Genomic DNA, 18,121 nt, shown 5'->3' on the forward strand with positions numbered 1-18,121 from the left:
GGGGGGGGCGGGGGGGGGGGGCGGGGGGCGGGGGGGGGGCAGCCGGTGGGCGGCCCGGGGTGGGGGGGCCCGGTGGTGTGGCGCCGCCCCCCACCAAAAGGGGTGAACGGTCGTAACTTTCCCGTGCGGGTCGCGTTCCGTCGCGCTATGAGATCACGCGGACGCGTACGGTCATGCCGCCGCGAGCTCCCGGCGGGCGGCCCGCCGCTCGGCCGCGACCCGGGGGTCCAGAGCGGGTACGGCGGCCAGCAGTTGCCTGGTGTACGGCTCCCGCGGGTTGTCGTACACCTCGTCGGCGGGCCCGGACTCCACGACCCGTCCGCGGCGCATCACCGCGACCCGGTCGCTCACCTGTCGTACGACGGCGAGGTCGTGCGCGACGAATACCAGTGCGAGTCCGAGTTCACGCTGCAACTCGCCGAGCAGGGCCACCACCTGGGCCTGCGTGGTGACGTCGAGGGCCGAGACGGGCTCGTCGCAGACGATGACGCGCGGGTCGGCCGCGAGCGCCCGCGCGATGCCCACGCGCTGGCGCTGTCCGCCGCTGAACTCGTGCGGGTAGCGGCCGTAGTGCGCCGCTTCGAGTCCCACGCGCTCCAGCAGTTCCGTCACGCGCCCCCGGATGCGCTCCTCATCCCTTTCGCCCCGCGCGCGGAGCGGGTCTGCGATGGACTCGCCCACGCTGCGGCGGGGGTTGAGGGAGGAGACGGGGTCCTGGAAGACCATCTGCACGGCCGGGTTCACGCCGCGCACCGCGCGGCCCTCGAAGCTGACCCCGCCCGCCGTCGGCTCCAGCAGCCCGACCAGCATGCGCCCGAGCGTCGTCTTGCCGCTGCCGCTCTCGCCCACGATGCCGAGGGTCTCGCCCCGGCGGACGGTCAGCGACACGTCGTCGACGGCCGTGACCGCCCCCTTGCCGCGCCCGAACGCGCGCCGGAGGCCGGTCGCCTCCAGGACCACCTCCTCGGTCGCCCCCGAGGCGGCACGCGGCGCGTCCACACGCGGCACCGCGCCGAGCAGCTCCCGGGTGTACGGCTCGCGGGGCGTCCCCAGGACGGTGCCGGCCGGCCCGTGCTCGACCGCCTTGCCGTGCCGCATGACCAGCACCTCGTCGACACTCTCGGCGGCCACGCCGACGTCGTGGGTGACGAGGAGGAGCCCCAGGCCGGTCTCCTCGCGCAGAGTGTGCAGCAGGTCGAGGATCTGGGCCTGCACGGTCACGTCCAGCGCGGTGGTCGGCTCGTCGGCGATGAGCAGTTCCGGCTCGCACGCCAGCGCCATGGCGATCAGGGCGCGCTGGCGCATGCCGCCGCTGAACTCGTGCGGGCGCGAGCGGGACCGCCGTACCGCGTCCGGAATGCCCACCCGGTCGAGGACCTCGGCGGCACGCGCGCGTGCCACCCGTCGCGACACGCGCGTGTGCACGCGGTGCACCTCGGCGATCTGGTCGCCGATGGCGTAGTACGGGTCGAGCGAGGACAGCGGGTCCTGGAAGACCATGGCGGCCTTCGCCCCGCGCAGCCGCCGGAGTTCCTCGTCGGAGGCGCCGTGCACGTCGGTGCCGGCGACGTGGACCGAGCCGGCGACCCGGGCTCCCGTGCCCCGGTGCAGGCCCAGCAGGGCGCCGGCGACCGTGGACTTGCCGGAGCCGGACTCGCCGACCAGGGCGAGGGCGGCGCCGGGCTCCAGGCGGAACGACAGCCCGTCCACGGCCCTGAGGGACCCGAACTCGACGCTCAGGTCCGTCACTTCCACCAGGCTCATGCGAGCACCACCCGTCGGTCGGCCACCGCGTACAGCACGTCCGCGGCGGCGTTGGCGAGGACCACGAAGAAGCCGACGACCAGGACCATGCCGACGACCACCGGCAGGTCGACGACGTTCACCGCGTGCACCAGCTCCTGGCCGATGCCGGGCAGGCCGAACAGGGTCTCGGTGAGGACCGCGCCGCCGACGGCCGAGCCGAAGTTGTTGGCGTTCAGCGCGATGACGGGCGCCAGCGCGCCGCGCAGCGCGTGCCGTCCGACGATCGAGCGCTCCCCCACGCCGTACGCGCGGAAGGTGCGGATGTGGTCCTCGGCGAGGGTCTCCAGCATGGCCGCCCTGGTGAGGCGCGCGAACCCGGCGGCCTCGATCAGGGCCAGCGAGAGCCAGGGCAGCAGCAGGTTCCACGTCCACTGCTCGGGGTCGTCGGTGAACTTCACGTACTGCGGGAAGGGCAGCAGCTGGAGTTGGCCGCAGACGACGATCATCAGGATCAGGCCGATGACGAAGACCGGCGTGGCCCAGCCGGCCAGGGTCAGGGCGGTCAGCACCCGTTCGGTGAGCCGGCCGCGCCGCCACGCGGAGAGGACACCGGTGCCGACCCCGAGGACGAGCCACAGCACCATCGCGCCGAGCACGAGCGACAGGCTGACCGGGAGCTTCGCCAGGATGATGTCGGTGACCTGCTGGTCGCTGCGGTACGAGAGCCCGAGGCAGGGCGCCGGGCAGTGCGCCACGGACGTTCCGGTCGAGTAGTCCTGGCCCGCGACGATTCCCAGCAGGAAGTGCCAGTAGCGCACGTACAGCGGGTCGTCGAGCTTCAGCTGCTGGGCGACCTGGTGCACCTGCTCCGGCGAGCAGCGCGGGCCGCAGGTGATCTGGGCGACGTTGCCGGGGGTGACGTAGAAGACGACGTAGACGATCACCGAGAGGACGAACAGGGTGACCAGGGCGCCGGCGGTGCGGCGCAGGACGAATCCTCCGAAGCCGTTCATGCCTTGGCCTCCCGCTTGCGGCCGGTGCCGACGCGCAGCCGCGAGGCCGCGCGCGGGTCGAGTGCCGTGCGCACGCCGTCGCCGAGGACGGTGAGGGCGAGGACGGTGAGGAACAGCGCGCCGGCGGGCAGCAGCAGGTACTGCGGTGCCGCCTGGTACCAGACGTCGGCGGCGGTGAGCATCTGTCCCCAGGAGGGCGTCGGCGGCTTCACGCCGACGCCGAGGAAGGACAGGGCCGCCTCGATGGAGATGTTCGTGGGGACGAGCAGCGCCGCGTAGGTGATGACGGGTGCGGCGAGGCCCGGCAGGAGTTCCCGGCGGGCGACGCGCCAGGTGCCCCAGCCGCTCAGCCGGGCGGCGGAGACGTAGTCGAGCCCCTTCAGGGTGAGTGTCTGGGCGCGTGTGATCTTCGCGATGTTGCCCCAGGCGATGAGGCCGATGACCAGGGTGACGAGGACCGGCCGCGGGAAGCCGGCGGGGACGACCGCGAGCAGGGACAGCGACATGATCATCAGTGGCATGGAGACGATGACGTCGGTGGCCCGGCTCAACAGTTGATCAACCCACCGGGTGCCGAGCGCGGAGGCGATGCCGATCGTGACACCGAGGGCGACCTGCACCACCGTCGCGGCCAGCGCGACCCCGAGGGAGACCCGAGCCCCGTACACCAGCCGCGCGAACAGGTCGCGTCCGGTCTGCGGTTCCACGCCCAGCCAGTGGTCGCCGCCGGCCCCGCCGAACGAGCCGATGGGCACACCCCCGCGCGCGGAGTCGATCAGGGACGGGTGGTACGTGGTCGGGTCCTGGCCCTCGATCGCGGTGAGCAGCGGCGCGGCGAGCGCGACCAGGACGAGCAGCGCGACGACGACGGCCGCGACGAGGGCGGCGCGCTGCTCGCGCAGCCGCCGCCAGAACTGACGGGCCCCCGAGACCGCCGGGACGGAGGTGTCCGTCCCGGCGGTCCCGACGGCGACAAGTGCCTCGCTCACGGCGCTACTTCACCGCGGCCTGGGAGATGTCCAGGACACCGGTCCAGTCGCTGATCACGACGTTCTTGATGTCCTTGCCGACCAGGCGCTTGTAGACGGGGTGGAAGAGCGGCACGGTCAGCGCCTGCTCGCCGATCTTCTTGTCCAGCGCACCCCACCGCTTGGCGGCGGCGTCCAGGTCCGTCAACTTGTTGATCGCGTCGATCTCGGCGTTGACCGACTTGTCGTTCAGCAGGCCGGTGTTGAAGTTCGCGCCGTCCTTGACGATCTGCCGGCCGTCGAAGATCGGGGCGAGGAAGGGACCACCGGAGGGCCAGTCGGCACCCCAGTGGGCGAGGAAGAGGCCGGGCTCGGTCTTCACGCTGTGGATCTTGTCCCGGTAGTCGTTGTCCTCCAGGCCCTGGAGCTTGACCGTGATGCCGGCCTTCTTGAGCGCGTCCTGGACGGCGGTCGCGATCTCCGGGCTGGTCTCGAAGTCCTTGCTGTTGGAGTGGGTGAGCGTCACCGTGAGCCCGTTCTTGTAACCGGCCTCCTTCAGCAGTTCCTTGGCCTTCGCCGCGTTGCCCGTCTTCCCGGCCGGGAAGAGGTCGTACGGCGTGTAGCCGAAGGACTTCTGGTTCGGCAGGTAGGTGGTCGCGGGCTCGGCGAGCGCGGAACCGCCCGCCGCGTTGACGACGGACGACCGGTCGATCGCGTACGAGATCGCCTGGCGCACCTTTGCGTTGTCGAACGGCTTGACCGTCGGATTGAACGCGAGGTAGTTCGTGTAGCCGAAGTGGCCGGTGCCCACGCGCGCGGCCAGTTCCCTGTCGCCGGTCACCTTGGCGAGTTCGGCCGGGCCGAGGTTGGTGTCGGTGGTGACCGCGGCGGCGTCCGCACCCTGGGACGCGGCCAGCCGCTGGTTGATCACCGAGGAGTCGAGCCCGGAGCGTACGTCCACCTTGTCCGGGTAGGCCTTGCGCTCCGGGTCCGTCGCCGACGACCAGTACGTGTTGCGCTCCAGGAGCAGGTGCTCGCCGTCGTTCTCGTTCTCGACGACCTTGTACGGTCCCGAGGAGAGGGGGTGCTCCTCGTACTTGGTGCCGGTGTCCTTGCTCTTGGGGACGGGCGTGAACTGCGTCTGGGTGGCCAGGTAGGGGAACTCGCCCTCGGGCTTGTCCAGATGGAAGACGATGGTCCGGCTGTCCGGCGTCTCGATCGCCGACAGGCCCTTCTTGTCCTTGTACGGCCCCTGGTAGCCGGCGGCGCCGACCAGCCAGTCCCGCAGGTAGGGGGCGCCGCCGGAGAGTTCGGGGGCGAAGGAGCGCTCGATGCCGTACTTGATGTCGGCCGAGGTGATTGGGGTGCCGTCCTCGTACTTGAGGCCCTTCTTCAGGGTGTACGTCCACACGGTCGCGTCCTTGCTGGGGCGCCCGGTGTCGGTGGCCAGGTCGGGGACGACCTTGGCGCCGGCCGCGCCGTTCTCGCGGTTGCGGGTGGTGAGCGTGCGGAAGACGAGGGAGGGGACGTTGCCGCCGCCGGAGGTGTACAGGCGGGCGGGGTCGAAGTCCGTCTGCGCCTCGGAGTTCAGGACCGTGAGGGTGCCGCCCTTGTGGGGCGTGGAGTCGCCACCGGAGGCCTTGGCATCGTTGTCCTTCGGCCCGCAGGCGGCGGCGCCCGCTGCCACGACCAGGCTGACGGATACCGCGGCCACGCGGCGCGCTCTGAGGGACGGTTGACGCATCGGAGTGACGACCTCTCGGTTGGTTTGCCGGCTGTCTCTCGAGTCTTCTCGGATGATGAGACAGATGGACGAGGAGTGAGACGAAAATGAACAGACGTCTGCCCCGGCGCCGGGTCGTCGAAAAAGCCGTGATCACATCACGGAGAAAGCGGTGAAGATCGCGACGCGAACGCCAGGAGGCGGCGTCAGCGACAGTGGATGTCGGCCACGCAGAGCGCGGTCACGCCGAAGAGCGCCAGCTCGATGGCGGCGCTGCTGTCGACGGAATGACTAGACCACATGCGCAGAAATATGAACGAACTTTCGGCGCATGTCAATGTGAGGTAAGCGCTGCCTGTCAACTCCTGGGAAAGGGCCAGGGGTTGGGCAGACAGTGGATGCCGTTGTGGTTCAGGAACTTGGTCTGCTGCTGCATCACCGGGGCCAGCTCGCCGTCCTTGTCGCAGGTGACATGGCCGTAGCCGAGCCGGTGGCCGACCTCGTGGTTGATGAGCATCTGGCGGTAGGCGTGGATCTCGTCGCCGTACGTCTTCGAGCCCTGTGCCCAGCGATAGGCGTTGATCATCACGCGTTCGGTGGCGGCCGAGTCGCAGGAGACGTTGTCCTCCGTGGTGTCCAGGCCGGACTTGGCGCACCAGGTGGCGGTGGTGCCGGGGCTGGCGAGGGTGATGACGAAGTCGGGCTTGCCGGAGTCGACGCGCTCGAAGGTACGGGCCCCGTCGTGGGCCCAGCTGCGCTCGTCGTTGAGCGTCTTCTGCACCGCCTCGGCGAAGAGCTCACCGTCCAGGCCGAGCCCCTGCTCGATGTCCACACGGTAGGTGTACTTGCGCCCCTTGCCGGGCGCCTTGGCCGCACCGGGGACCGCCTCGAACTTCCCCGAGCCCTTCAGGGTGGCGCTGAGCGCGTACTTCTCGGCCATCTTCTGGTCGTACGTCAGTGGCGCCACATTCGCGGATCCGGAAGGCGCCGGCCGGCCGTCCCCGCGCGAGGCGGAGTCGCCGGACCCGTCGGTGGCGGACCGGGACTGCGTGTCGGTGCCGTCCTGGCCGTCGGTGACCTGCCCGGCCACGATCACGGCCAGCACGGTGGTGACGGCGGCCGCCGCGATACCGGTGAAGGTCCGCCCCCTGCTCCGCCTGGGCTGCGCGGGATCACCGGCCGGGGGCGCGTCGTCGTCCGCTCCGGCGGTCTCGGGTTCCCGGGCCGGCGCGGGGACGAGCGACTCCGTGCGCCGCGTGCCCGCTCCCGGCCGGGACGCGAAGACGTCGTCGTCCTCGTCGAGCCCGCCGTCGAAGGCGTCCAGGTACTCCTTGCGGGGCCCGCCGGGAACCTTCCGCCGCTGCCGCGGCACGGCGGTCTGAGGCCCGGCCCCACCGGAGCGCGCGTCCCGGCCGTCTTCACCGCGGCCCGCGAACTCGCCCCAGCCACCGCCGGGTTCCCGCTGCTCGGGGTGGCCGCCACGGGCCTGGGGTGCGCCGCGGCCGGCCGGACCACCGGGGAAACGGGGCACGCCGCCGGCCGGAGTGCCGTCCTGCGCCCGGGGCACGTCACGCGTCTGAGTACCGTCCTGCATACGTGGCATACCACGCGCCGGAGTGCCGTCCTGCATACGCGGCACACCGCGCGCCGGAGTGCCGTCAGGCATACGAGGTACACCCCGAGCGGGCGTGCCCTGAGCGGGCGCCCCGCCGGGGCCACGCGGCACGCCGTACCCCGGTCCCCCGCCCAGCGGCGCCCGGCGCTGTCCCGGCACCGGTACGGGCCCGGCACCCGGCCGGCCGCCCGGCATCACTCCCGGAGCCGCTCCCGGCGCGGCGCCCGGCTCCCGCCCGTCCCGGGCAGCGCCCTGCTCGGTGCGGCTCTCGCCGGAGGTCTGTGCGGTTGTGGCCGCGGAGCCGGGGTCACCCTTGGGTGCCTTCCCGCGGCGGCTGTGGCGTCCCACGTCGCCCCTCAGCCCCCCGCACCCTTGGCGGCGGAGCCGTCCGCACCGGCGGCGGCCGGCCCGCCTTCGAGTACCAACTCGCCCACCTCGGTGAGAAGTTCCCGGAAGGCCCCGGCCACCGTGTCCGGGTACTCCATCATCGCCACGTGTCCCGCGTCCGGCAGGGACAGCAGACGGGAGTCGCGGAAGGCACGGGCCGCCTTCCGGGCCATGCGGTAGCCGACCAGCTGGTCACGGCCGCCGTAGATCAGGAGCGTCGGGGCGAGGACGCGTTCGGCCTGGCGCCAGAGGCCGTGCTGGCCGCCGAGCGTGTAGGCGTTGACGATCCCGCGCGCGGAGCGCGTCATGGCGTCCCAGAAGTACGGCAGCCGCAGCCGCCGCTCCAGTTCCTCCACGGCGTGCCCGAACGCCTCCGGCGACACCCGCCCGGGGTCGCCGTAGCACAGGGCCGTGACACCCCGGACGCGCTGCTCGGCCGACCACTCCTTGGTGACGCGGGTGAAGAGCGCGGCCACACCGGGCACGCCCAGCAGCGCCGTCGGCACCGCCGTCCGCTGCACGCGCAGTTCGGGAAGCGCGGGCGAGACCAGCGTGAGGGTGCGGACGAGATCGGGCCGCACGGCGGCCACGCGCGTGGTGACCGCGCCGCCCAGGGAGTTGCCGAAGAGGTGGACCGGGCGGCGGCCGGACGCGTCGAGATAGCGGATGACCGCGCGCGCGTGTCCGGTCACGGAGTAGTCGCCGTCGTCCGGCGGCGGGGAGTCCCCGAAGCCCGGCAGGTCGACCGCCTCGCCGTCGACGACACCGTCGAGCTCGACCATCAGCGCCGACCAGTTCTGCGAGGAACCGCCGAGACCGTGCACGTACAGCGCGGGCGGCAGCCCCTCGCGCGCGGGTGGTCTCGACCGGATCGTCAGCGTGACCCCCGGCAGACCCACCGACCTGAGCCGCTCGCCCTCCGCGACCCTCACGGGCGACACCCTTGGAAGGACGCTCGCGGCCGGCACGGACGGCAACTCGGTCGAAGACATGCGGCAATGTTACGAGACGATCACGCAGTGGTTCATGTGTTCGCCGTCACAGAATGGAACGTTCCCCACTGGTGAGTCGGCTGACGAGCCGCACAACGATCGGGGGCAGATGGCATAGCGTCCGCATCGGGTGTCTCCTACGCTCATACAAAGGGCACCCGAATGTGGCCCCTGATGCTTCCAGGGACGTTCGTAGGAAGGGAGCCCACCATGGCCTATGACCCCAGCGATCCCGAGACGTTTCAGGAACTCGAGACCGAGGACGACCTGACGGAGATCGACGTCGAGGCTCCCGAGGTGGACGCCGCCGAGCAGCACGCGGACCTCGCCCCGGACCACGACGACCCCCTCACAGGAGTGGACCCGGACCGCGCGAACGAGGCCGACCTCATCGAACAGGCACGGGTCGTCTCCCTCGACGAGGACGACTATCGCTGACCTCCGGCCGGTCATCTCCGACCGGGCAGGCGACGATCTGCCCGGTTTTATGGCTGTCCGTACGGCTTTCGCTGTCGTCCGGTACGTGAAATTCTGCGCTCTCACCGCGCACAGCACGGTTACCGAAAAGTACGATGGCCGCGCGGCGCACACCGCATGTGGACGTGATTTTGGGAGGCGGCGTGACAGCCATCGAGCAGACAGAGGCGGCACGCCCGCGGGGCACTCGCCTGCCGCGCCGTGCCCGCCGGAACCAGCTCCTGGGTGCCGCCCAGGAAGTCTTCGTGGCCCAGGGCTACCACGCGGCCGCCATGGACGACATCGCCGAGCGCGCCGGCGTCAGCAAGCCGGTGCTCTACCAGCACTTCCCGGGCAAGCTGGACCTCTACCTCGCCCTGCTGGACCAGCACTGCGAGGCGCTGATCCAGTCCGTACGGAACGCGCTCGCGTCGACGAACGACAACAAGCAGCGCGTGCGGGCGACGATGGACGCCTACTTCGCGTACGTGGAGGACGACGGCGGCGCCTTCCGCCTGGTCTTCGAGTCGGACCTGACGAACGAGCCCGCGGTGCGCGAGCGCGTCGACAAGGTCACGAACGAGTGCGCCGAGGCGATCTGCGAAGTGATCGCCGAGGACACGGGCCTGTCGCGGGCCGAGTCGATGCTGCTGGCCTCCGGCCTCGGCGGGCTCGCCCAGGTGGTGGCGCGCTCCTGGCTGCACAGCGACCGCAGCGTCCCGCGCGACCAGGCGGTGCAGCTGCTGGCCTCGCTGGCCTGGCGGGGCATCGCGGGCTTCCCGCTGCACGGCACCGAGCACCACTGAGCACACACACGCGCGTGGCGGGCGGGAGAGATTTGTTCCGCCCGCTGTTCGCTCCTGGCGTTCTCGCGCTGAACATGTACGTCCCCTCACCGGGCTAATGTGTGCTGGGTACGGCGCGGAACGTCGCGCACTCACTGACCGTCGGAGGGACATAGCCGTGGAGGTCAAGATCGGCGTGCAGCACGCGCCCCGCGAGATCGTTCTGGAGAGCGGTCAGAGCGCGGAGGAGGTCGAGCGCGTGGTGGCCGAGGCGCTGGCCGGAAAGACGCAGCTGCTGAGCCTCGAGGACGAGAAGGGCCGCAAGGTCCTGGTCCCGTCGGACCGCTTGGCGTACGTCGAGCTCGGCGAGCCTTCCGTCCGGAAGGTGGGTTTCGGCCCGCTGTAGTCCGTACACGGGAGACGTCCTACGCACGCACCGGGAAGGGGCCCGGCGGCTGTTCGCCGCCGGGCCCCTTCCCGCGTCCGGACCCGCTCCGACCCGCTCACAAAGGGAGCACAAGTCGTCCACAGGGGAGGATTGCATTCCGCAGGTCACGGGTATGACGGGCTACGACCGTGAAGCGCAGCAGGCCACGTGGGAGGGACCCGCAATGATCCTGGAAGCTCTCGGCTCCGCCTTGCTGGGGCTGGCGCTGGCCTGGGCCGCGGTGCACCGGCTCGCCCACCGGCTGCCCGCCCGCGCCCTGGTGTTCGGCACGGGCGTCGCCGGGGCTCTCTTCGGTGACTTCGTCACCCACAGCGCGCTGGGCTCGGGCAGCGTACTGCCGAGCCTGCTCGGCGCGGCGGCCGTCTCCGCGGCGTCGCTGTCGCTCCTGCTGCGCCCGGCCGGCCGCCTGCGCCGACGATCAGCGACGGCGTAGGGGCAGCCGCCCCCGCGCCGCACGAAGTACTACGCCGCCAGGCCCAGCGCGGCCATCCGCTTGGTGTGGGCCTCGGTGATGCGGGAGAACATCCTGCCGACCTCGGCGAGGTCGAAGCCGTCCGCCACACCACCGACGAGCATCGTGGACAGGGCGTCCCGGTCGGCGACGACCCGCTGGGACTGCGACAGGGCCTCGCCCATCAGACGCCGCGCCCACAGCGCGAGCCGGCCGCCGACGCGCGGGTCCGCGTCGATGGCGGCGCGCACCTTCTCCACCGCGAAGCCGGCGTGCCCGGTGTCGTCGAGGACGGCCAGCACCAGCTCGCGGGTGTCGGAGTCGAGGCGGGCCGCGACCTCCCGGTAGAAGTCGCTGGCGATCGAGTCGCCGACGTACGCCTTGACCAGGCCCTCCAGCCAGTCCGAGGGCGCGGTCTGCTTGTGGAAGCCGTCGAGCGCCGCGACGAACGGCTCCATGGCGAGGGTCGGTTCCGCGCCGATCTCGGTGAGCCGGTCCCGCAGCCGCTCGAAGTGGTGGAACTCCGCGGACGCCATCTTCGCCAGCTCCGCCTTGTCCGCCAGCGTGGGCGCCAGCTTGGCGTCCTCCGCGAGGCGCTCGAACGCCGCGAGTTCCCCGTAGGCGAGCGCGCCGAGCAGGTCCACGACCGCGGCGCGGTACTGCGGGTCGCCGGAGGCCTTGGCCCAGTCCTGGGCGGCGACGCCGGTGTGTTCGGCGGTGGCGTTGTCAGGCTTGTCAGAGCTCGTCATGAAGCGCACAATAGCCCGCTCGCCGCCTGGATGAAGCCCCTGGTCAACCACTGTGACGACGACTACGTGACCAAATCGGCCATCACATGTGCACGATTCCGGGGTATGGTGGTAATGCGCCTGCTAGGTGGGTCGACACTGCTCGACGTACCGCGACAGGGCGCACGCATGAGGATGCCCGGTCGGTGGCCCGATCGGCTCCGACCCGACAGCCCTCCCCGGCCGTACGCCACCGTGTGTACGACGACCGGAGGGACACCCTCAGCGGTACGAGCGCTAGAGCGTCGGCAGAGGTCCCGTGCCATACGGCTTGCCCGAGCGGTTTGTCCGTACGGCAGCCGACGTCCCCCGGCATGGTCCGACACGACCCCCGCGCTCGCCTCGCGCCGCACACACAGAAGAGGCAGCACCCTGACTACGACGTTTCGAGAACTCGGAATCCTTCCCGAGACCGCCGAGGCCCTGGAGGCCGTCGGCATCACCACTCCCTTCCCCATCCAGGAGATGACGCTCCCGGTCGCCCTCTCGGGCACGGACGTCATCGGCCAGGCCAAGACCGGCACCGGCAAGACGCTGGGCTTTGGCCTTCCGCTCCTCGAGCGCGTGACCGTCCCCGCCGACGTGGAGGCGGGCCGCGCCCAGCCCGAGGCCCTCACCGACGCCCCGCAGGCGCTCGTCGTCGTCCCCACGCGCGAGCTGTGCACGCAGGTCACCAACGACCTGCTGACCGCGGGCAAGGTGCGCAACGTGCGCGTCACCGCGATCTACGGCGGCCGGGCCTACGAGCCCCAGGTCGAGGCCCTGAAGAAGGGCGTCGACGTGGTCGTCGGCACCCCGGGCCGGCTGCTCGACCTGGCCGGCCAGAAGAAGCTGAACCTGAAGCACGTCAAGTGCCTGGTCCTCGACGAGGCCGACGAGATGCTCGACCTGGGCTTCCTGCCCGACGTCGAGAAGATCATCGACATGCTGCCGGTCAAGCGCCAGACCATGCTGTTCTCGGCCACCATGCCGGGCGCGGTCATCGGCCTCGCGCGCCGCTACATGTCGCGGCCCACGCACATCCGCGCCACCGCGCCGGACGACGAGGGCGCGACGGTCGCGAACATCAAGCAGTTCGTGTACCGCGCCCACAACATGGACAAGCCGGAGATGGTCGCCCGCATCCTCCAGGCCGACGGCCGCGGTCTGGCGATGATCTTCTGCCGCACCAAGCGCACCGCGGCCGACATCGCCGAGCAGCTCCAGCGCCGCGGGTTCGCCTCCGGCGCGGTCCACGGCGACCTCGGCCAGGGCGCCCGCGAGCAGGCGCTGCGCGCCTTCCGCAACGGCAAGGTCGACGTCCTGGTCTGCACCGACGTGGCCGCGCGCGGCATCGACGTCGAGGGCGTCACCCACGTCATCAACTACCAGTCCCCCGAGGACGAGAAGACGTACCTGCACCGGGTCGGCCGTACGGGCCGCGCGGGCGCGAAGGGTACGGCGATCACGTTCGTCGACTGGGACGACATCCCGCGCTGGCAGCTGATCAACAAGGCGCTGGAGCTGGACTTCAACGACCCGGTGGAGACCTACTCGAGCTCTCCGCACCTGTTCTCGGACCTCTCCATCCCCGAGGGCACCAAGGGCACCCTGCCGCGCTCGGAGCGTACGCGCGCCGGGCTGGACGCGGAGGAGCTGGAGGACCTCGGCGAGACCGGTGGCCGCGGTGCACGCGGTCGCGGTGGCCGGGGTGGCCGGGGCGACTCCCGTGGCGACTCCCGTGGCGGTGACGCCCGTACCGCCGAGCGCGAGCGTCCGGCGCGTTCGCCGCGCAGTCGCCGCCGCACGCGCGGTGGTGCCCCGCTGGACGCCGCGTCGCCGGCCGCCGAGACGGTCTCGGCGGAGGAGACCACCGCGCCCCGGACGCTGCGCCGCCGTCGCCGTACGCGCGGCGGGGCTTCGGCGGAGGCGGCCCCGGCCGTCACGGCCGCCGAGACCGTGGTGACCGAGGTCGCGCCGGCCGCGGAGGCCGTCGTGGCGACGGCGGAGGGTGAGGCCACGGCCGACGCCGCCGAGAAGCCGCGCCGCCGCCGCACCCGCAAGGCGGCGGAACCGGTCGTCGCCCCGGCCGAGGCAGCGCCCGCGGTCGAGGCCGAGGTGACCCCCGTCGTGGAGACGCCGGAGGAGAAGCCGCGCCGGACCCGCACCCGCAAGGTGGCGGCCCCCGCCGAGGCCGCGGTCGACACCGCCGAAGCCACCGAGGTCAAGCCCCGTCGGACCCGCACCCGCAAGGTGGCGGCTCCCGCCGAGGCCGCGGTCGACACGGCCGAGGCCACGGAGGCCAAGCCCCGCCGCACCCGCAAGACCGCGGCCACCGCGGCCACCGCCACCGAAGCCCCGGCAGAGGTGGAAGCCGAGGTCGAGGCCAAGCCCAAGGCACGCCGCACCCGCAAGGCGACGGCCCCCGCCGAGGCCGCGGTCGACACGGCCGAGGCCACGGAGGCCAAGCCCCGCCGCACCCGCAAGACCGCGGCCACCGCGGCCACCGCGGCCACCGCCACCGAAGCCCCGGCAGAGGTGGAAGCCGAGGTCGAGGCCAAGCCCAAGGCACGCCGCACCCGCAAGACGGCGGCAACCGCCGAGGCCGCGGTCGACACCGCCGAGGCCACGGAGGCCAAGCCCAGGGCGCGCCGCACCCGCAAGGCCGTCGCCGAGATCCCGGCGCAGGCCGGTGGCGAGGAGCCGGAGGTCAAGCCGCGCCGCCGTACGCGCAAGGCGGCCGAGGTGGCGGTCGACCCGGCCGAGGCCACGGAGGCCAAGCCGCGCCGCACCCGCAAGACGGCGGCGACCGCGGCGACCGCCACGGCCACCGTCGAAGCTCCGGAAGCCTGATCCGGCATCCGGTACCTGGTACCCGACGGCCCGGCCCACCTCGTGTGGGCCGGGCCGTCGGCGTTCCACCCTTCTTCCGCTCCCGATAGCCTCTGCTCATGAGCAGGCCTCCCACCTTCGCCCCGCCCCCCGGCGCCCGCGCCTACCGACTGCGCACCGCGCGCGGTGAGTTCGCAGTCGTCGACGCGCCCGTGGCCGCCGGTGCCGAGCCCAAGGGGGTCGCCCTGCTGGTGCCCGGATTCACGGGCAGCAAGGAGGACTTCAACGCGTTGCAGGTGCCGCTCGCGGAGCGCGGCTACCGGACCGTCGCCGTCGACGGCCGTGGCCAGTTCGAGTCGGGCGGGCCCGAGCACGACGAATCCCCGTACGCGCAGGAGGAGTTGGCGAAGGACCTGCTGGCGCAGGCCGAGGCGCTGGGCACGCCGGTGCATCTGCTGGGGCACTCCCTGGGCGGGCAGATCTCCCGCGCCGCCGTCCTCGCCGACCACTCGCCCTTTCGCTCGCTGACCCTGATGGCCTCAGGACCGGCCCAGATCTCCGTCGGCCAGCAGCAGCGCGTGAAGCTGCTGCGCGACGCGCTCACCGTGATGACGATGGCCGAGGTGTGGGAGGCCATCCAGGCGATGGAGCTGCCCGAGGAGGCCGACACCGGCGAGCTCGACAGCGGTCTCGACGACCGGGACGACCTGCGGCGCCGCTGGCTGGGCAACAGGCCCGCCCAGCTCATCGCCACCGGACGGCAGTTGTGCACGGAGCCGGACCGGGTCGCCGAACTGGCGGCCGTGCCGCTGCCCTTCCACGTGCTCTCCGGCGCGGTCGACGACACCTGGCCGGTGCCGCTCCTCGACGAGATGGCCGTACGGCTCCGCGCCCGCCGCACGGTCATAGAAGGCGCCCTGCACTCGCCCAACACCGACCAGCCGCCGGCGACCGCCCGCGCGATCGCCGACTTCTGGGACGACGGCCACCTGCCCAGGCCCTAGGCCCTGCGCCAGGCCCTAGTACTGCGTCTGGAGGTGCTCCCAGAACCCGTCCCGCAGGGCGCGGCGCAGGTCCGCCTGGCCGCGCAGGGAGTACTGGAGGATGCCCTCGGCCTCGACGAGGAGGTCCTGGTCGACGGAGCCGGGCAGGTAGGGGTGGCCGGGCAGCAGTTCCACCAGGGCGTCCCGGCCTCGGGCGGCGAGCCACTTCGCCGCGATCTGGGCGCCGACGAAGCGGACGTCCTCGCGGGAGGGCCGGGCCGCCGCCGACGCGTCGTAGGCGAGGGCCGTGCGCCGGGAGACGTACGGCTTGAAGAACTCGAGGTCGAAGGTGCGCTGGCTGTCGACCTCCCAGAGCAGCGGCTCGGCCTGGTTGCGGCCTTCGGGGGCCTCGATGCCCCAGAGGTGGACGCGGGCGCCGTACCCCTGCGCCGCCTCCACCGCCGACACCAGGTCCTCGTCGCCGCCGAGGAGGGCCGCGTCGCTGATCGCGCGGTGGCGGGCGAGGGACTCCAGGTCGGAGCGGATGAGTGAATCGACGCCCTTCTGCTGGTTGTTGGCGTTGAGGTTGCCCAGGCGCACCTTGACGTCGGGCAGTTCCGCGATGGACTGCTGCTCGGCGGTGTGGATGCGGCGCCGGGCGCCGTCGTACCAGTAGACCCGCAGCAGCCTGCTGTCCGCGAAGATGGTGCGGGCGCGGTCGATCAGCGCGTCGATGAGGCCCTCGGCGTCGAGGTCGAAGGCCCGACGGTCCTCGGTCCCGGCCACCAGGCGGCCCGCGGCAGCGTAGAGGTACCCCGCGTCGACGAAGATCGCATGGGTCGAGGGCGTCTTCGCCACTTCGGCGAGCATGCGCTGGAGCAGCTCGTTCGTGCGGTCGATGCGGGCTTGCAGGGCCGCGAGGTCGTCGTTCATCGACTCCATTGTCCCGGCGGTCACGCTGCGAACACAACCGGTCCCGGTCAGTCTCCCGAATACTCCTTACCGGTCAGTAGTTAGACGTTCGAAAAATTTCCTTAGCGTAGGGAATGTTTGTAACACGCAGCCCGTTGAATACGTATGTCACGACGACACCAGTAGTTCTCCGCAGGAGGATGACCAGACGAAGGGAGAAGCCATGCGCTTCGAGATCATGCGACTCGACGAGGTCGACGGCAGCACCGTGGACAGCACCGTCGTGGACGCCGCCTCCGTCAACCGGATCGTGCAGCAGGCCGCCGCCATAGGGCAGCGACTGTGGATCCGACCGGCCGAGACCCCGGTCTCATAACAGACGCGTAGTACCGCGGAAGCTTCAGAGCCCCCGTACGGCATCGGTGCCGTACGGGGGCTCTGCGCTTGGCGGGCGCGCGCGGCGGGCGCACCCGGCGGTCAGGCGCCCTTGATCACCTGCGTGACGCCGTTGATGATCTGCTGCACGGCGATCGCGGACAGCATCATGCCCGCGAGCCGCGTCACCAGGACGACGCCACCGTCCTTGATGACCCGGATGATCAGCAGCGAGTAGCGCATCACGAGCCACAGCACGACGTGGATGGCGAGGATCGCGGTCCACACCGACACCTGTGTGGCGACGCTGCCGGCCTTCTGCACGGCCAGGATCACCGACACGATGGCCCCCGGGCCCGCCAGCAGCGGCATGCCGAGCGGTACGAGGGCGACGTTGACGTCCTTGGTCTGCTTGGGCTCGTCGGTCTTGCCGGTGAGCAGGTCGAGCGCGATCAGCAGGAGCAGCAGCCCGCCCGCGATCATCAGCGCGGGGACGGAGACGTGCAGGTAGTCGAGGATCTGGTGGCCGAGGACACCGAACACGGCGATGACCCCGCCGGCCACGCAGACCGCCTGGAAAGCCATCCGCTTCTGCACCTTGGCGGGGCGTCCGGCGGTCAGGGCCAGGAAGATCGGGGTGATCCCCGGGGGATCCATGATGACAAAAAGGGTGAGGAACAGGGAGCCGAAGACAGCGACGTCGAACATGGGTGAGCAACAGGCCTTGCTGGAAGAGGTACGAAGAAGCGGTACGAAGATGGGCGTGCGGGACGGGAGGACCGGAAACTCAGGCTCCGCCGGTCCCCGGCACCGGGAACGCCCCGGTGGCCCGCCGCGTGATCTCCCCGTACACCTCGGGATCCGTCGTGTACTCGCCCAGCGCCACGGTCTTCCGGCTGCCGTGGTAGTCCGAGGACCCCGTGGCCAGCAGCCCCAGCTCCCGGGCCAGCCCGCGCAGCCGCGCCCTGGCGTCGGCGTCGTGGTCCATGTGGTCGACCTCGATGCCGTCCAGGCCGGCCGCGGCCAGCTCGGCGATGCGGGCCTCGGGCACCGTGCGGCCCCGCTTGGCGGCGGCCGGGTGCGCGAAGACGCAGACTCCGCCCGCGCCCTTGACCAGCCGGATCGCCTCGAAGGGGTCGGTCTCGTGCTTCTCCATGAAGGCCCGGCCGCCGTCGGCGAGCCACTGCTCGGTGAACGCGTCGCTCACCGTGGGCACGACACCCAGCTCGACGAGCGCGGAAGCCACGTGCGGGCGCCCGACCGAGCCGTCCCCGGCGATGCGCTTCACCTGCTCCCAGGTGACCGGCACGCCCAGCTCGTTCAGCTTGGCGATCATGCCCTTGGCCCGGGGCACCCGGTCGTCCCGGACCAGCTCGCGCTCGGCGAGCAGGGCGGGCTCCTCGGGGTCGAAGAGGTAGGCCAGCATGTGCATGGAGACGCCGTCGACACGACAGGACAGCTCCGCGCCGGTGACCAGGGTGAGGCCCTCGGGCAGCGCGCCGATCGCCTCGGCGTACCCGCGGGTGGTGTCGTGGTCGGTCAGCGCGACGACGTCCAGACCGGCCGCGGCGGCGTTCTTCACCAGTTCGGCCGGGGTGTCCGTGCCGTCGGAGGCCGTGGAGTGGCAGTGCAGATCGATGCGCACGACGCGGACTCCAGGCGGGGACG

At 71.8% G+C, this 18,121-nt stretch carries 18 protein-coding genes; 7 read left to right on the forward strand and 11 right to left on the reverse strand.

All coding sequences use genetic code 11. The annotated features are described in order from the left end of the window. Positions 1 to 171: 171 nt before the first annotated feature. The 7 genes from ABZ915_RS44980 to ABZ915_RS45010 form a co-directional block, all read right to left on the reverse strand. Positions 172 to 1,764, reverse strand: a complete 1,593-nt coding sequence (locus ABZ915_RS44980; RefSeq protein WP_361816056.1) for an ABC transporter ATP-binding protein — start codon at positions 1,762 to 1,764, stop codon at positions 172 to 174. Next, positions 1,761 to 2,759, reverse strand: coding sequence for an ABC transporter permease (locus ABZ915_RS44985; RefSeq protein WP_361816059.1), 999 nt, complete (start codon positions 2,757 to 2,759; stop codon positions 1,761 to 1,763). Before ABZ915_RS44985 ends, ABZ915_RS44980 begins: the two co-directional genes overlap by 4 nt. Further along, positions 2,756 to 3,748 carry an ABC transporter permease gene (locus tag ABZ915_RS44990; protein WP_361816062.1) on the reverse strand — a complete coding sequence of 331 codons (993 nt, stop codon included), beginning with the start codon at positions 3,746 to 3,748 and terminating at the stop codon, positions 2,756 to 2,758. Before ABZ915_RS44990 ends, ABZ915_RS44985 begins: the two co-directional genes overlap by 4 nt. A 4-nt stretch (positions 3,749 to 3,752) precedes the next feature. After that, on the reverse strand, positions 3,753 to 5,471 hold the full coding sequence (locus tag ABZ915_RS44995; RefSeq protein WP_361816065.1) for an ABC transporter substrate-binding protein: 1,719 nt from the start codon (positions 5,469 to 5,471) through the stop codon (positions 3,753 to 3,755). A 185-nt stretch (positions 5,472 to 5,656) separates the two neighbouring features. Next, entirely contained in the window at positions 5,657 to 5,752 is a 96-nt protein-coding gene (locus ABZ915_RS45000) for an Ms4533A family Cys-rich leader peptide (RefSeq protein ID WP_361816068.1), read from the reverse strand. A gap of 56 nt (positions 5,753 to 5,808) precedes the next feature. Further along, on the reverse strand, positions 5,809 to 7,413 hold the full coding sequence (locus ABZ915_RS45005; RefSeq protein ID WP_361816071.1) for a DUF3152 domain-containing protein: 1,605 nt from the start codon (positions 7,411 to 7,413) through the stop codon (positions 5,809 to 5,811). Between the two features lie 8 nt (positions 7,414 to 7,421). Beyond that, the gene (locus ABZ915_RS45010) at positions 7,422 to 8,444 is read right to left on the reverse strand and encodes an alpha/beta hydrolase (RefSeq protein WP_361816074.1); all 1,023 of its coding nucleotides are present in this window, start codon (positions 8,442 to 8,444) and stop codon (positions 7,422 to 7,424) included. A gap of 210 nt (positions 8,445 to 8,654) precedes the next feature. Here ABZ915_RS45010 and ABZ915_RS45015 point away from each other — a divergent pair, with 210 nt between their 5' ends. From ABZ915_RS45015 to ABZ915_RS45030, 4 genes are all read left to right on the forward strand, one after another. Next, positions 8,655 to 8,882: a hypothetical protein gene (locus ABZ915_RS45015; protein ID WP_361816077.1), complete on the forward strand. Its 228-nt coding sequence runs from the start codon at positions 8,655 to 8,657 to the stop codon at positions 8,880 to 8,882. Positions 8,883 to 9,064: 182 nt separating this feature from the next. Further along, positions 9,065 to 9,706 (forward strand): TetR/AcrR family transcriptional regulator, encoded by a 642-nt coding sequence (locus tag ABZ915_RS45020; RefSeq protein ID WP_361816079.1) that lies wholly within the window; start codon positions 9,065 to 9,067, stop codon positions 9,704 to 9,706. A 157-nt stretch (positions 9,707 to 9,863) separates the two neighbouring features. Continuing rightward, entirely contained in the window at positions 9,864 to 10,091 is a 228-nt protein-coding gene (locus ABZ915_RS45025; RefSeq protein WP_361816082.1) for a DUF3107 domain-containing protein, read from the forward strand. 205 nt (positions 10,092 to 10,296) lie between these two features. Then, positions 10,297 to 10,566, forward strand: coding sequence for a hypothetical protein (locus ABZ915_RS45030; RefSeq protein ID WP_361816085.1), 270 nt, complete (start codon positions 10,297 to 10,299; stop codon positions 10,564 to 10,566). A 29-nt stretch (positions 10,567 to 10,595) separates the two neighbouring features. On the opposite strand, the gene ABZ915_RS45035 is transcribed toward ABZ915_RS45030, so the two are convergent. Beyond that, positions 10,596 to 11,342, reverse strand: a complete 747-nt coding sequence (locus ABZ915_RS45035; protein ID WP_361816087.1) for a ferritin-like fold-containing protein — start codon at positions 11,340 to 11,342, stop codon at positions 10,596 to 10,598. A gap of 495 nt (positions 11,343 to 11,837) precedes the next feature. Here ABZ915_RS45035 and ABZ915_RS45040 point away from each other — a divergent pair, with 495 nt between their 5' ends. Continuing rightward, complete coding sequence (locus ABZ915_RS45040; protein WP_361816090.1) at positions 11,838 to 14,204, forward strand: DEAD/DEAH box helicase; 2,367 nt, start codon at positions 11,838 to 11,840, stop codon at positions 14,202 to 14,204. A 98-nt stretch (positions 14,205 to 14,302) separates the two neighbouring features. Next, positions 14,303 to 15,187: an alpha/beta hydrolase gene (locus tag ABZ915_RS45045; RefSeq protein ID WP_361816093.1), complete on the forward strand. Its 885-nt coding sequence runs from the start codon at positions 14,303 to 14,305 to the stop codon at positions 15,185 to 15,187. A 15-nt stretch (positions 15,188 to 15,202) separates the two neighbouring features. Here ABZ915_RS45045 and ABZ915_RS45050 read toward each other — a convergent pair whose 3' ends face one another. After that, positions 15,203 to 16,108, reverse strand: coding sequence for an NYN domain-containing protein (locus ABZ915_RS45050; RefSeq protein ID WP_361816249.1), 906 nt, complete (start codon positions 16,106 to 16,108; stop codon positions 15,203 to 15,205). 193 nt (positions 16,109 to 16,301) lie between these two features. On the opposite strand from ABZ915_RS45050, the gene ABZ915_RS45055 reads away from it, so the two are divergent. Then, entirely contained in the window at positions 16,302 to 16,454 is a 153-nt protein-coding gene (locus ABZ915_RS45055; RefSeq protein ID WP_361816095.1) for a hypothetical protein, read from the forward strand. Between the two features lie 101 nt (positions 16,455 to 16,555). Here ABZ915_RS45055 and ABZ915_RS45060 read toward each other — a convergent pair whose 3' ends face one another. Both ABZ915_RS45060 and ABZ915_RS45065 read right to left on the reverse strand, forming a co-directional pair. Continuing rightward, on the reverse strand, positions 16,556 to 17,161 hold the full coding sequence (locus tag ABZ915_RS45060; protein ID WP_361457798.1) for a MarC family protein: 606 nt from the start codon (positions 17,159 to 17,161) through the stop codon (positions 16,556 to 16,558). Positions 17,162 to 17,240: 79 nt separating this feature from the next. Beyond that, positions 17,241 to 18,098, reverse strand: a complete 858-nt coding sequence (locus tag ABZ915_RS45065; RefSeq protein WP_361816098.1) for a PHP domain-containing protein — start codon at positions 18,096 to 18,098, stop codon at positions 17,241 to 17,243. Positions 18,099 to 18,121: the final 23 nt, after the last annotated feature.

The organism is Streptomyces sp. NPDC046915 (assembly GCF_040644935.1).
Lineage (GTDB): Bacteria > Actinomycetota > Actinomycetes > Streptomycetales > Streptomycetaceae > Streptomyces.

Bases quoted from the DNA above. Each gene is read 5' to 3' on its own strand.
- ABZ915_RS44980 (WP_361816056.1), bottom strand. From the start codon at position 1,764: ATGAGCCTGGTGGAAGTGACGGACCTGAGCGTCGAGTTCGGGTCCCTC.
- ABZ915_RS44985 (WP_361816059.1), bottom strand. From the start codon at position 2,759: ATGAACGGCTTCGGAGGATTCGTCCTGCGCCGCACCGCCGGCGCCCTG.
- ABZ915_RS44995 (WP_361816065.1), bottom strand. From the start codon at position 5,471: ATGCGTCAACCGTCCCTCAGAGCGCGCCGCGTGGCCGCGGTATCCGTC.
- ABZ915_RS45000 (WP_361816068.1), bottom strand. From the start codon at position 5,752: ATGTGGTCTAGTCATTCCGTCGACAGCAGCGCCGCCATCGAGCTGGCG.
- ABZ915_RS45010 (WP_361816074.1), bottom strand. From the start codon at position 8,444: ATGTCTTCGACCGAGTTGCCGTCCGTGCCGGCCGCGAGCGTCCTTCCA.
- ABZ915_RS45015 (WP_361816077.1), top strand. From the start codon at position 8,655: ATGGCCTATGACCCCAGCGATCCCGAGACGTTTCAGGAACTCGAGACC.
- ABZ915_RS45030 (WP_361816085.1), top strand. From the start codon at position 10,297: ATGATCCTGGAAGCTCTCGGCTCCGCCTTGCTGGGGCTGGCGCTGGCC.
- ABZ915_RS45040 (WP_361816090.1), top strand. From the start codon at position 11,838: ATGACGCTCCCGGTCGCCCTCTCGGGCACGGACGTCATCGGCCAGGCC.
- ABZ915_RS45045 (WP_361816093.1), top strand. From the start codon at position 14,303: ATGAGCAGGCCTCCCACCTTCGCCCCGCCCCCCGGCGCCCGCGCCTAC.
- ABZ915_RS45050 (WP_361816249.1), bottom strand. From the start codon at position 16,108: ATGGAGTCGATGAACGACGACCTCGCGGCCCTGCAAGCCCGCATCGAC.
- ABZ915_RS45055 (WP_361816095.1), top strand. From the start codon at position 16,302: ATGCGCTTCGAGATCATGCGACTCGACGAGGTCGACGGCAGCACCGTG.
- ABZ915_RS45060 (WP_361457798.1), bottom strand. From the start codon at position 17,161: ATGTTCGACGTCGCTGTCTTCGGCTCCCTGTTCCTCACCCTTTTTGTC.